General features: G+C 43.9%; 10 protein-coding genes. 3 read left to right on the plus strand and 7 right to left on the minus strand.

Annotation, left to right across the window (positions count from 1 at the left end; genetic code table 11):
- Window positions 1–64: 64 nt before the first annotated feature.
- The 7 genes from ACKGJO_RS00580 to ACKGJO_RS00610 form a co-directional block, all read right to left on the minus strand.
- Complete coding sequence (locus ACKGJO_RS00580) at window positions 65–1339, minus strand: adenylosuccinate synthase (RefSeq protein WP_411321455.1); 1275 nt, start codon at window positions 1337–1339, stop codon at window positions 65–67.
- A gap of 62 nt (window positions 1340–1401) precedes the next feature.
- Window positions 1402–1743 carry an STAS domain-containing protein gene (locus tag ACKGJO_RS00585; RefSeq protein ID WP_103665393.1) on the minus strand — a complete coding sequence of 114 codons (342 nt, stop codon included), beginning with the start codon at window positions 1741–1743 and terminating at the stop codon, window positions 1402–1404.
- Window positions 1744–1766: 23 nt separating this feature from the next.
- Window positions 1767–2678, minus strand: coding sequence for a protein translocase subunit SecF (gene secF, locus ACKGJO_RS00590; RefSeq protein WP_411321456.1), 912 nt, complete (start codon window positions 2676–2678; stop codon window positions 1767–1769).
- A 40-nt stretch (window positions 2679–2718) separates the two neighbouring features.
- Window positions 2719–4533: a protein translocase subunit SecD gene (gene secD / locus ACKGJO_RS00595; RefSeq protein WP_411321457.1), complete on the minus strand. Its 1815-nt coding sequence runs from the start codon at window positions 4531–4533 to the stop codon at window positions 2719–2721.
- A gap of 141 nt (window positions 4534–4674) precedes the next feature.
- On the minus strand, window positions 4675–5229 hold the full coding sequence (locus ACKGJO_RS00600) for a hypothetical protein (protein WP_411321458.1): 555 nt from the start codon (window positions 5227–5229) through the stop codon (window positions 4675–4677).
- Between the two features lie 58 nt (window positions 5230–5287).
- Window positions 5288–8125 carry an excinuclease ABC subunit UvrA gene (gene uvrA, locus ACKGJO_RS00605; RefSeq protein WP_411321459.1) on the minus strand — a complete coding sequence of 946 codons (2838 nt, stop codon included), beginning with the start codon at window positions 8123–8125 and terminating at the stop codon, window positions 5288–5290.
- Window positions 8126–8374: 249 nt separating this feature from the next.
- Complete coding sequence (locus tag ACKGJO_RS00610; RefSeq protein WP_411321460.1) at window positions 8375–9679, minus strand: adenylate/guanylate cyclase domain-containing protein; 1305 nt, start codon at window positions 9677–9679, stop codon at window positions 8375–8377.
- 117 nt (window positions 9680–9796) lie between these two features.
- Here ACKGJO_RS00610 and ACKGJO_RS00615 point away from each other — a divergent pair, with 117 nt between their 5' ends.
- The 3 genes from ACKGJO_RS00615 (at window position 9797) to ACKGJO_RS00625 (ending at window position 13431) form a co-directional block, all read left to right on the plus strand.
- Window positions 9797–11155 carry a class II 3-deoxy-7-phosphoheptulonate synthase gene (locus ACKGJO_RS00615; protein ID WP_411321461.1) on the plus strand — a complete coding sequence of 453 codons (1359 nt, stop codon included), beginning with the start codon at window positions 9797–9799 and terminating at the stop codon, window positions 11153–11155.
- A gap of 218 nt (window positions 11156–11373) precedes the next feature.
- Complete coding sequence (locus ACKGJO_RS00620) at window positions 11374–11802, plus strand: Hsp20/alpha crystallin family protein (protein ID WP_411321462.1); 429 nt, start codon at window positions 11374–11376, stop codon at window positions 11800–11802.
- Window positions 11803–11958: 156 nt separating this feature from the next.
- Window positions 11959–13431, plus strand: a complete 1473-nt coding sequence (locus ACKGJO_RS00625) for a Do family serine endopeptidase (RefSeq protein ID WP_411321463.1) — start codon at window positions 11959–11961, stop codon at window positions 13429–13431.
- Window positions 13432–13445 lie beyond the last annotated feature (14 nt).

Below are 13445 nucleotides of genomic sequence, written 5' to 3' on the forward strand. Positions count from 1 at the left end.
GTCTGCAATTGAGTCCGTGAGCTTTTTAAGTTTCAGGTATCAGATTTTTTAAACCGTGATCGATTTAGAGTCTAATTGTTTCGTTTCTCTTAGGGCCTGTGGAGATAATGGTGAATTTAACATTAAGATAATCCTCTACGAATCTGATGTAAGATTGTGCCGTTGATGGCAATTTATTCCAGTCGGTAACACCTTCGATAGAATTCTTCCAGCCCGGGAGTGTAGTGTAAACAGGCTCTATTTTTTCGACTTCATCAAGTGATAGTGGAAATACCTTGGTCTCTTTTCCATTGATCTTGTAGGAGGTACATACCTTTATCTCTTCGAAACCATCCATCACATCCATTTTTGTAAGCGTGAGCTCATTCATTCCGTTGATCTGAACAACATATTTAAGAGCAACAAGATCTAACCACCCACAGCGACGGGGGCGACCGGTTGTAGCACCGAATTCAGCTCCCTTTTTACGAAGTTCATCACCGGTTTCACCGAGTAATTCGGTAGGGAATGGACCGTTTCCAACACGGGTGCAATAAGCTTTGGTGATGCCCATCACTTTATCGAGGGCTGTTGGAGGAATGCCGGAGCCGATGCAAGCACCGCCTGAAGTTGGTGAGGAGGATGTAACGTACGGATAGGTTCCATGGTCTACGTCTAACATCGTTCCCTGTGCCCCTTCCAGAAGGATAGAACGGTCATCCCGAATGCCTTCATGAAGAAGGTTAGTTGTGTTGCAGATAAATGGTTCGAGCGTTTGAATAGCATTGTCGAGTTCCGCCATCAGGTCATCGGTGCTGAGCTGTGGTTCCTCATAAAGATTCTCCAGTGCAAAGTTGATGTCCTTCAGGTTCTGGTCGATCTTCGTACGCAGACTTTCACGATCCAAAAGATCGATCATCCGGATCCCAATTCTGGATACTTTGCTTACGTAAGCCGGACCAATTCCCCGGCCGGTTGTTCCGATGGCATCGCCACCGCGGCGTTTTTCCTTTAGCTGATCCAATAATTTATGATAGGGAAGGATAACATGCGCAGTCTGACTGATGAAAAAACGTCCTTCCAGGCTGAATCCCATCTCCTTAACGCCCTTGATCTCTTCTACCAGGGCAACCGGGTCAATGACCACACCATTTCCGATCACACAATCAGCGTCACCGTTAAATATTCCCGATGGAATAAGGTGAAGGACCACTTTTTTGTCGTCAAATTTGAGAGTGTGGCCTGCGTTAGCTCCTCCCTGAAAGCGAACCACAAAGTCGGCTTCAGCACTTAAAAGGTCCACGATCTTTCCTTTGCCTTCATCACCCCATTGGGCACCAATAACTACTCTTGTACTCATAAGTAAATCAATAAAAAAGGGGTGCAAAACACCCCTTATCAGTTAAACAATTATATCAAATATTAATCGTCAAAAGATTCGGCGGCTTCTTCCACTGACTTGTAGTGTTTGAAGACCGTGATCAATTTTGTGACAACCAACAGGCTTTCGATCTTGTCGGTAGCATTTGCGATCCGAAGATCACCACCGGCTTTACGCATGGTTGTAAGACCACCGATAAGCATTCCGAGACCGGAAGAATTCATGAATTTAACTTTACCAAGATCAACTACAACATTAGTCTTACCGGCGTCGATGAGTTCGTGCAGTTTTTCGTTAAGACTAACCGCATCAGGGCCACCCATAACGTTTCCCTTAAATTCGATAACAACGCTGTTGTAGCGTTCTGATGTATTAAAGCTCATAGAATTACCTGTTGTTTAAAATTTTAAGATTTTTTTGTGCGTTGTTCTAGTTCAACTACTAAAGAACTGGCTACAAACAGAGAACTGTATGTACCCAATACGATACCAATTAACAGTGCAAAAGAGAATCCTTTTAACACCTCTCCGCCGAAAATAAACAGCACGAGTACCACAAACAAGGTGGTAATGGAAGTTATTACAGTACGGCTAAGGGTATCATTCAGACTCTTGTTTACCATAGGCATGAAATCCATTCCCTTGTGGACGTTGGAATTCTCTCTGATACGGTCAAATACAACCACGGTATCATTAAGGGAGTAACCCACAATGGTCAGGAATGCAGCTATCAATGCCTGATCGATCTGCAAGCTGAAAGGCACCCAATCACCTAAGATCGTGAATACACCTAAAACGATCACCACATCGTGGACAAGTGCCGCAACCGCCCCGGCCGAAAAGGTCCAGTTTCGGAAACGGATCAGGATATAGATGAAGATGATCACAATGGCATAGATCACGGCTTGCAATGCACCCCATTTCAAGTCTTCTGCAAAACGTGGACTGATCACATCTGTTCTTAAGACGCTGAAGGGGTTGTCAGGGTGTAATTCTTTAATTGTTGAACTGATGATCTGCTGAACCTCAGCTATATCCCGTTCATTATCAGTTCTGATAAGTATCTCACTTTCTGAACCAAATAGCTTAAGCTCAGGGGTACTTCCCAGCGGTTCAGACAAATTTGAACGCAGTTCTACCACGCTGATGGGGTCCTCAAAATCGAGAACGAATTCCTTACCTCCGCGGAAGTCAATCCCGTATTGGAGCCCTTTAGTTAAAATAGCCCCTAAAGAGGCGATGAAAAGCACGGCAGACAGGATATATGCTATCTTATGCTTTGAAATAAAATCAATACTTGGTGTTTCAAACCATCTCATAATATTTTTCTTTTAGTCGTTTTAAATTTCTTTTTTATGCTTAACCGAAGCTTACTGCGCTCTTCCTGGTTCGTGTCAGATAGTCAACCACAACGCGGGTGATCACAATGGCACTGAAGAGAGAAGCTACAATTCCTGCCATCAGCGTAACGGCGAAACCTTTAATAGGTCCCACTCCAAAGCTGAACAGGATGATTGCTACGAAAAAGGTGGTTACGTTGGCATCTACAATGGCACTCATTGCGTTTGAATAACCTGCTTCGATGGATGCTTTGATGGTTTTTCCGGTGCGCTGTTCTTCACGAATACGGTCAAAGATCAGCACGTTGGCATCTACCGCCATACCAATGGTCAGTACAATACCTGCAATACCCGGCAGAGTTAGCGTGGCATTGAAAGCAGCCAGAATACCGAGAATAAATATGATATTGAGTAACAGGGCCAAATCAGCAATACCACCACCGGTTCTGTAATACACGATCATGAAAATGGCTACGATACCCAATCCAACAAGGATGGAATTCAAACCGGCTTGAATGGATTCAGCACCTAGGGTTGCACCAACAGTACGCTCTTCTAAAATTTCCAGCGGCGCAGGTAGGGCACCGGATAGCAAAATATTAACCAGATCCTCTGCTTCTCCGATTCCGTCAAGTCCGGTGATAGATGAACGACCATTGGAGATCTTGGTCTGAACATTCGGATAAGAGAAAACAAATCCATCCAATACAATAGCAACCGGCTTGCCGATGTTAGCACCGGTAATTCGGCCCCATTTGCGGGCACCCTCACTGTTCATACTCATAGATACTTCAGGAACATTAGTTGCGGGATCGAATTGAACACTGGCGGCTTCAATAACATCACCGGTCAGTTCAACCTGAGACCTTACACCGATTAATTGATAAAGTTCTTCACCTGCTTGTCCCGGCAGTGGATTTGCACTCCACATAACAGTGGTGTTACGAGGCATCATGCGCTGAACTTCCTCATTCCTGATAAGATCCATAACGCGGGATGTATCATCGGGAGTGGCATAACCGAATAGATACGGGCTTTGAGCCGGTACCAATACTTCATCCAGTGGATTGAATTGGTTATTAGCTACGCTATCTGAGGTATCAGTTACCTGTTCAAATGAATCATAATATTCATAGGTTTGATTGACAAATGAACGAAATTCTTCAGCGTCGGCTGCGAGTCGGAATTCGAGTCGTGCGGTTCCCTTCAATAGATTACGTACACGTTCCTTGTCCTCAACACCGGGAAGCTCAACCACAATACGATTTTGACCCTGCTTAATGATAGAAGGCTCGGTCACACCGTATCGGTCAACACGAGTTCTGATGATCTCAATAGCACGATCCAATGCAGACTGTCGCTGAGTTTTCAGGAACGTTGCGATCTCTTCGTTGGTAGAACGACGGGTAATGTCCATGGCGTCGTTTCTGTAGTAACGACTCAGACGGGCATCCGGATCTCTTGATTCGAATTCAGCAACCATTTCATCAATGAAATCGCTGTTGTTTTCAAGAGAACGCTGCTGTGCAACATCGATCACGTCATTCAAAAGTTGATCGGCATTTTCACCGGCCAGCTCTCTGATCAGCTGGGGAACACCTACTTCAAGCGTTACGTGCATTCCGCCCTGGAGGTCAAGCCCCAGAGATAAAACATTTGAACGCAAGCGTTCGAGTTTTTCTTCGTTCTCTTCAGTGTATTGAGCTGCTTCAGAAGGACTGAGATCTTCAATGTAACTTTGTTCAAGTTGGTATTGTACCGTTGGGTACAGGTAATAGATGGTAAGGGCCAAAAAAGCCACTATCGTACCAATTTTAAATCCGTTTCCTTGCATGGTAATATGATTAATTAAGTAATTTGTTTGAGTTAGACGTATTGAAAAATGATCGGACCTGTCATAAAACAGATCAAAAATAGCAATAAGATCACATCTCATGATCCTATTTTGTAAAAGTGAGAGAAAAGCTTGAACAGTCTAGGGGGCGTTGATCGCGGTACCACTCATAAACGGAGAAAGATGGTAGCTGAATAAGGGCTTACGCTCCGGAAAGTTCTCGGAAGCCCCGTCAGTTTGTTCGCTTATAAGGCGAGAAGGTAAGGTTTTACCGTTTGGAGAAAAACCGTCAGCCGGTATGAGGGAATGGGGTTGAGCTTGTTTTACAAACACCGCCTTCGCCATTCCGGATGAGGAGTTTTGATAGGAATTCCACTCCTGTATCAGAAGCTGATAAACTTCATTTTCATCCTTGGAATCATTACTGAGCGGTAATTCAAAATCTTCGGCATGAGCTTTCACAAGGGCAGAAGCCTGACGAACAACCGTATCAAAACCTTCTTGTGAGGATGAAAGTCCCCTTATCTGATCAACAACTCCGGAGTTGCTGTTATTTTTCAGGTTTGACTGCAGCCACAGTGCAAAGGCATCGTGTGTTTCGGTTACTCCGGCAGGTTTCAGGAAATAGACTATTATCCCTGCCAATAGCAGCGCTGCACCATATGATTGGATGATATGTTTCCGGAAGAATTTCATTCAGACCCAAAATATAAACAACTATGTATCCATTATGAACAGGAAATCAGAAAAATACTCAGCCTGTTACCTGAAGCAGCCTATCAAACTCTTCTTTGAGGAAACGGCCGGTGTGCGAGGTCTCAATTTCTGAAACGTCTTCGGGTGTACCTGTGGCTATGATCTCTCCACCACCCCGGCCACCTTCAGGCCCCATATCTATAATCCAGTCTGCCGCTTTGATGAGATCAAGGTTGTGCTCGATCACCATGACAGTATTACCTTTATTGACCAGGCGCTGGATCACATCAACCAGCATGCGCACATCCTGAAAATGAAGGCCCGTTGTAGGTTCATCCATCACGTATAAGGTATCTCCGGTTCCAACCTTTGAGAGTTCCCGGGCGAGTTTAATGCGTTGTGCTTCACCTCCGGAGAGAGTGGTAGAGGATTGACCGAGCGTCAGATACCCAAGTCCGACATCCACCATCGTACCTAAAATTCGGCTGATAGCGGGCTGCGCGTCAAAGAATTCGGCTGCCTCGCTAATCGGCATTTTTAGCACATCCGAGATATTCTTGCCTTTATAATAGATCTCCAGTGTTTCGCGGTTATAGCGCTTGCCGTTACAGGTTTCGCAGGTTACATAGACATCGGGTAAGAAATTCATCTCGATCTTACGAACACCGTCACCGTTGCACTCTTCGCAACGTCCGCCTTTTACGTTAAATGAAAATCGTCCCTGATCGTATCCACGGATCTTGGATTCCGGCAGTTCCGCAAACAAGCGACGGATGTGGTCGAACACTTTGGTGTAGGTTCCAGGATTTGAGCGGGGTGTTCTTCCAATCGGACTTTGGTCGATTGAAATGATTTTATCTACATTATCCATGCCTTCAATAGAATCGTATGGAAGTGGGACTGTCTTTGATTTATAAAAATAGTTTGACAGGATAGGAACCAGCGTTTGATTGATAATAGAACTCTTGCCGCTACCGCTTACTCCGGTCACGCTGATAAACTTACCTAGTGGAACTTCCAGGTCCTGATTTTGCAGATTATGTCCCCGTGCATTTACGACCTTGATCATTTTCTCATTTCCCTCACGCCTTTGTTCGGGAATGGCAATGACTTCTTCGTCTTTGAGGAATTTGGCTGTATCAGAATCAGGGTCTAATTCATCAGGGGTTCCGGATGTGACAATATGCCCACCGTTCACACCGGCACCCGGTCCGAGATCAACCACAAAATCAGCGTGCTCAATGGTTTCGCGGTCATGTTCAACAACAATAACTGAATTACCGAGATCTCTTAGAGTTTCAAGTGACCGGATGAGCTTGATATTGTCTCGCTGATGGAGACCGATACTCGGTTCATCCAAAATGTATAGAACTCCCACGAGTTGTGTACCGATCTGCGTGGCCAATCGAATTCGCTGCGCCTCACCACCACTCAAAGTTTGAGCCTCGCGGTCTAGGCTTAAGTAGGTCAGGCCAACATTAAGTAGAAAATCGAGTCTGTCGCGGATCTCTTTCAAAACCTGATTACCTATGATCTGCTGTCGTTCTGTAAGACTTATTTCATAAAGAGTATCCCGCAGTCCCTGAATATCTTTCTGAACCAGTTCGTGGATATTATAACCGTCTATTTTATACGAAAGGGCTTCTTTGTTAAGTCGGCCTCCTTCACATGCGGGGCAGGTGACCTTATCCATGAAAGCCTTTGCTTTATCCCGCTGCTTATTGGACTTACTGTTGTGATATTGATCAGTGATGGTGCTTCTCAAGCCTTCAAACTTATGTTTGTAAGTCACTGAGTTGTCCTTGAAATCGTAACTGACTGAAAACTTCTTATCTCCGCTTCCATTTAGTAATAGATCCTTAAGTTCTTCCGGATAGTCCTTGATCGGGGTTTCAAAATCCAGGTCGAAAGTTTTTAAAATAGCTTTGAGCTGCTTGAATACAAATATATCGCGTGGATGCCCTAGAAAGCGGATCCCACCTTCAGCCATACTTTGCTCTTCATTTGGAACCAAAAGCTCCCAGCTTACATCATAAGTATATCCCAGGCCTTCACAGGTTTTGCAGTACCCATAGGGTGAGTTGAATGAAAAGAGATTTGGAGCAGGGTCTTCGTATGCCAGGCCACTTTCCGGGTCGAAGAGATTCTGAGAATACAGTTTGTCAGTAAATTCATCTCCCTCTTTAATGGCCAGGATCACATTGCCATCAGCCATTTCAAGTGCAAGTCTGATACTGTCAGCAATCCGTTTTTCGCTTTTCTGAGAAATGACAAATCTATCCACCACGATCTCAATATTGTGAGTTTTGTAGCGGTCCGCTTTCATATCCTTTTCAAGATCGTGGAATTCACCGTCTATGCGTGCACTTACAAATCCTTGTTTGATCATTTGCTCAAATAGCTCCCGGTAGTGCCCTTTACGGCCGCGAACAACAGGAGCGAGGCAGTAAGCTTTTGTTCCTTCGGGCATATCCATGACGTTTGCAACAACCTGATCAGCTGACTGCTTTTCCATTTTGTTGCCGGTCTTATAAGAATAAGGAATCCCAACACGTGCGTATAGAAGACGTAAAAAATCATAGATCTCAGTGACCGTACCTACCGTAGACCGTGGATTTCGGTTAGTGGTCTTTTGGTCAATGGAAATAACAGGTGAAAGACCGTCAATGAAATCCACGGCAGGTCGCTCCATCATCCCTAAAAACTGCCGTGCATAGGCTGAAAGGGATTCAAGAAACCGGCGCTGGCCTTCTGCATAGATGGTATCAAAGGCGAGGGAGGATTTCCCCGACCCTGAGAGTCCGGTTATCACAACCAGTTGGTCGCGGGGAATATCAATGTCTATGTTTTTGAGATTATGTTCGCGTGCTCCGCGTACTACAATATTATGCTGCAATGGAATAGTTATTTTTGAAATTCAGAACTACACAAAATACAAAAACAGCTGACCGAATACCTTCATTCCTTTAAAGAAAAGTCCGGATCACATATAATATATGGCATTAACCTCAGTTCGAGAGTAGAAAATAGGTTAAGAGGATAGTTATTGGTTTTTAGGGGCATTCCCGTGCAGATGGAAATCTAATTATTGCATACAGCCACGGTTGATTTTTTAAGTAAAACAAATTGATTTTAGGTCAGCCTGTTACCCATTGTTTTGTTGTTGATGCTGCCGTGAAATACTGTTGTATTCTCTTACAAAAAGACGATTAGGAAACATACCCTCATCATCCTCGGAAAAGTCCGGTTTGATACGTTTCACAAAATACATAGGAACTTTACCGGTGTATTTAGTTTCGATCTCACCTCTTGGTTCACATTCAAAGAAGTCCTTAACACGTTGGTAGGTGGTTTCAGAAATATTGATCTGGTTTTGGCCGGAGTGTTGTTCCAGACGGGCAGCCAGATTAACTGTCTCTCCCCACATGTCGTAGGCAAATCGCTTTTTTCCGATCACACCAACCACAGCTTTTCCTGTGTGAATGCCAATTCTGATAGGTAAATAAGGCGTTTCGGAGAGATTCTTCTCTCCGAAATTACGAACAAAGTCCACGATCTTAAGGGCAGTTAGGATGGCATCGACCGGATGTGTGGCATTGCGGTCGGGTAAACCACCGGCAGCCATATAGCTGTCGCCAATGGTCTTGATCTTGATCATATTATGCTGAGCCGTGAAATCATCGAACTTGTCGAAATAGAAAGAGAGGCTTTCGATCAGCTGTTCTGCTGAAAGATCAGGCACCACTTTAGTAAAACCTGCAAAATCTGTGAACATTATGGTGGAATCCTCATAACGTTCCGGATTAACAGTTCCATACGCCAGCAGGTTTTCAGCGATCTTCTCAGGGAAGATGTTATGGATCAGTTCTTCGTGTTCCTGCTTAGTGATCTCAAGTTCTTTGTTTGCAGCATTCAGTCCGCTTTGCATCTCACTGAGTTGATTATTTTGGGCCAGTGTATTTTTATAGGTTGAGATAAGCAGGTTCACCAGGTGGGAGTAATCGGCAAGTACATTATAGGTCTTGCCTTCAATATTCACTTCAACTGTGCTAACCTCACTGATCGGTGGCGGTGGGTTTTGAAGAAGTTCTTCGATCTTGGAGTAAAGCGTTTCATCATCATACGGTTTGGTAAGATAATTGTCTGCCCCCGCCTCTATACCACGCATGATGTAATCAGTGGTTACCATAGATGTAACAAGGATCAGCGGGATCTTATTAAGCCGGGAATCTTTTTTGATGCGTTCACAAAGTTCGAATCCATCCATGACGGGCATTTCAACATCACTGAGAATGAGATCCGGATATTCAGTTCTTGCCAGTTCTAAAGCATCTTCACCGTTTTGTGCGGTCAGTACTTCGTATCCTTTTTGAATTAATTTATGCCTCGTAAGTGTTACAAGTGCAGGATGATCATCAACAACCAGTATGCGTGGCTTTGTCTCTAACATAGCGTGTTTAGTCTAATTCCCTCGAATATAAGTTTGAATTCTTTAAGGTATAAGAAAATTGAGCATTAAGCAGTAAAAACCGATAGTTTTAGAACCAATTAAAAAATTATAAGATTTATGCCAGAAGTAATACCCAAAAATTGGTCTCCAACCTCTTGGAAAGACAAACCTGTAAAGCAGTTGCCGGACTATCCGGATCAGAGAGAGCTTGAGCAAAGTTACGAAAGGCTGAAAGACCTTCCGCCATTGGTAACCTCGTGGGAGATCGATGCATTAAAAAACAAACTTGCTCAAATTTCAGATGGTAACGGGTTTTTGCTTCAGGGCGGGGACTGTGCCGAAAGTTTTGATGCCACCAAAGCTCCTAAGATCGTAAATATGGTTAAGGTGTTGCTTCAGATGAGCTTCATTCTTATCCACGAAATGGGAATCCCGGTTCTGAGAGTTGGGCGCATTGCCGGTCAATATGCCAAACCGCGTTCCAATGATTTTGAAACGGTGAATGGTGAGGAGATCCACAATTATCGTGGGGATCTTATCAATGGCTTTGAATCCGAGTCAGGGATCAGAATGCCGGATCCTCAGAGACTCATTGAAGGATACCACAAGGCCGGCCTGACGCTGAATTTTCTACGGGCCCTGTCTGATGAGGGTTTCGCCGATCTCCATCATCCGGAGCAATGGGAGCTTGATTTCATGCGTAATAACGAATACTACGCTGAATACGAGGATATGGTGTCTTCCATTACCAAAGCAGTTAAGTTTGTGGAAGCTATTGCACCTGACACATTTACAACACTGCAAAAAGTGGATTTCTATACGTCCCATGAAGCTCTGAATCTGTATTACGATTCAGCTCAAACCCGACCGGTTCCAAGAAAACCCGGACATTTCAACTTGAGTGCCCACATGGTATGGATCGGAAACAGAACCCGTGAATTGGATGGCGCACATGTGGAATATTTTAAAGGGATCAATAACCCTGTAGGTATTAAGATCGGCCCACCTTTTGAGATCGATGAGACGCTGAAATTGATCGAAACTCTAAACCCAACTCATGAAAAGGGAAAGATCGTGATGATCACCCGATTTGGTAAAGATACCATTGAGAAAGAACTGCCGGGTTTGATTCAAGCTGTTCGCAGGGAGGGCTTTCCGGTTGTTTGGAGTTCTGACCCTATGCATGGTAATACCTTCAGCACCGATGGTGGAATCAAAACCAGAAACTTTGATGATATAATAAGTGAGCTTCGTTCAGCTTTTGCTATTCACCGTTCTGAGGGAAGTTACCTGGGGGGTGTCCATCTCGAACTTACCGGTGATAACGTCACGGAATGTGTAGGTGGAGCTAATGGCCTTGAGGAAAATGAGCTGAACAGAAACTATGAGACCTTCTGTGACCCGCGCCTTAATTATGAGCAGAGCCTTGAAATGGCATTCCTCGTAGCGCGTGAGTGGAAGAACAGTCGCGGTTGATAGGTTCTTACCCCCCGTTAAGTCAAATATCTGCCAAAACTGACATGTTACTGTCATACCAGAAGTCATTGGTATGACATCTTATCCCAAAATATTGGCGGGCATGAAATTTCATCATACCCATATTGTCCGTCTGTCAGTTTAAAATCTCTTTTCCTGTTGTTGGCATATGCCTTGCATTCAATTAAGTGAACAACAAACTAAAAAGAGAGGCAATCATGGCACTTATCAAATATTCACGACCAAATCTTGATGTTCACTCAAGAAATTTCAGCGATGTTTTAGATGAATTTTTTAATGATTCATTGAACTATCGCAAAGACAGTTTTATGCCAACGGTAGATATATCTGAATCTGAGAATGATTTTCAGGTAGAAGTCTCACTTCCTGGCATGAAGAAAGAGGATATCAACATAGACCTCGAGAACGGACGTTTAACAATAAGTGGTGAACGTAAGTTTGAGAATGAAGAGACAGCTAAAAATTATCACAGGGTAGAATCAAGTTACGGTTCATTTAGCCGTTCTTTCCAACTGCCCGACAGCATCGATGAAGAAAGTATTGATGCGAAATACGAAAATGGTGTCTTGAACATCAACATTAATAAGAGCGAAGAAAAGGTTAAGAAGCAGATCAAGATATCATAAGCTTGATCTGAATTGGTTAAGAGGACCGGAGTTCTGTGAAAAGAGCTCCGGTTTTTTAGTAATAGTTGCAATGGGTTTGAAGGCATACACAATTTTAAAGCTTTCATGCGTTGTAATACCGTAAATCAAAACAGAATAACTTTTTAATTACAAATCATGAATACGACTGTAAAGAATATATTTGGAGTGGCGGCAGCCATTTTAGTTCTACTTGGATTCAATCTTGCCACCGATTCCAATTCTGTATCGTTCCCAACTGCTGAGAATGACAAGATAGAATCAGCTGAAAATAGATCTGTAAACACCCTTCAGGATTTCAACGATGCGATCGTTGATATAGCTGAAAGGACTAATCCATCTGTAGTTACCATCACCACAAAAAGAACTCAGGAAGTTCAGGTAAGGAATCCGTTCTCTCAGTTTTTTGGTAATCCGAGAGGTCAGGGAGAAACCCGCGAAAGAACTCAACGAGGACTTGGCTCCGGTGTGATCGTGTCGGAGGAAGGATATATACTGACCAACAATCACGTGATCGCTAATACGGATGAGATCAAGATCAGAATGTTCAACGGAAATGAGATGGACGCTGAATTGGTTGGAACAGATCCGCAGACTGATATTGCTGTCTTAAAGGTAGATGTAGACAATTTGCCGGCTATAGTTATGGGTAACAGTGATAATTTAAATGTAGGATCACTTGTCCTTGCGATTGGAAGTCCGCTTAGTGAAGACCTGGCGCATACTGTATCATTTGGAATAGTAAGTGCCCGTGGCCGTTCATTAAATAATCTGACTGCTTACGGAGATTATATTCAAACCGATGCAGCTATTAATCCCGGAAATTCTGGTGGGGCTTTGATAGATGTGAACGGAAATCTGGTTGGAATTAACTCAGCTATTGCTTCCCGTTCCGGTGGTAACGAAGGTATTGGATTTGCCATACCGGCCAATCTTGCCAAAAGAATCATGGAAGACCTGATCGAAGATGGTGAAGTAAGTCGCGGTTACCTTGGGATGTTTATCGGCGGCGAAGTAGATCAAACTATGGCCCGTGCTTTAGGACTTGATAACGTCCGGGGTGTTATTGTAGGACGTGTTGAAAATGGAGGACCAGCGGACAAAGCCGGCTTAGAGCAACAAGATGTTATCGTGTCACTGAATGGAGAGCAGGTAAGAAACTGGGATGCCTTTAGAACGGAGATCGCATCTAAGAAACCCGGAGAGAAGATTGATCTTGGAATTATCCGGAATAAAGAAGAAATGGAATTGACTGTTACACTAGGGGAACGACCAACCAACGAGGTGGCAACCACGGATCCTGTACAAATGGAAAGCATGGAAGAACGTCTGGGTTTCACTGTGACCGGTTTAGACGATTCTATTAGAGAGCAGTTACAGCTGGATTCTGATACAGAAGGCGTAGTTGTGAGAAACATCAGTGAAGGAAGTGCAGCTTATGACAGAGGGCTTCGCAGGGGAGATGTGATCACACGCGTCAAACGTAATGTTGTTACAAGTTCTCCTGAATTCTATGAAGAAGTTGAAGCTGCTATAGAAACAGGAGACGAAGTACTGCTGCTTACAGTTCTAAGGAACGATATAGAGCAGTTTGTTGCTTTTGAGATATAAAAGATTTTGTACCC

Source organism: Gracilimonas qinghaiensis (assembly GCF_046602855.1).
Taxonomy (GTDB): Bacteria; Bacteroidota; Rhodothermia; order Balneolales; family Balneolaceae; genus Gracilimonas.

What these genes read in the sequence shown, in the direction of transcription:
- secD (WP_411321457.1), bottom strand. Translation starts at nt 4,533, where the DNA reads ATGCAAGGAAACGGATTTAAAATTGGTACGATAGTGGCTTTTTTGGCC.
- ACKGJO_RS00610 (WP_411321460.1), bottom strand. Translation starts at nt 9,679, where the DNA reads ATGTTAGAGACAAAGCCACGCATACTGGTTGTTGATGATCATCCTGCA.
- secF (WP_411321456.1), bottom strand. Translation starts at nt 2,678, where the DNA reads ATGAGATGGTTTGAAACACCAAGTATTGATTTTATTTCAAAGCATAAG.
- ACKGJO_RS00625 (WP_411321463.1), top strand. Translation starts at nt 11,959, where the DNA reads ATGAATACGACTGTAAAGAATATATTTGGAGTGGCGGCAGCCATTTTA.
- ACKGJO_RS00620 (WP_411321462.1), top strand. Translation starts at nt 11,374, where the DNA reads ATGGCACTTATCAAATATTCACGACCAAATCTTGATGTTCACTCAAGA.
- ACKGJO_RS00615 (WP_411321461.1), top strand. Translation starts at nt 9,797, where the DNA reads ATGCCAGAAGTAATACCCAAAAATTGGTCTCCAACCTCTTGGAAAGAC.
- ACKGJO_RS00585 (WP_103665393.1), bottom strand. Translation starts at nt 1,743, where the DNA reads ATGAGCTTTAATACATCAGAACGCTACAACAGCGTTGTTATCGAATTT.
- ACKGJO_RS00580 (WP_411321455.1), bottom strand. Translation starts at nt 1,339, where the DNA reads ATGAGTACAAGAGTAGTTATTGGTGCCCAATGGGGTGATGAAGGCAAA.
- ACKGJO_RS00600 (WP_411321458.1), bottom strand. Translation starts at nt 5,229, where the DNA reads ATGAAATTCTTCCGGAAACATATCATCCAATCATATGGTGCAGCGCTG.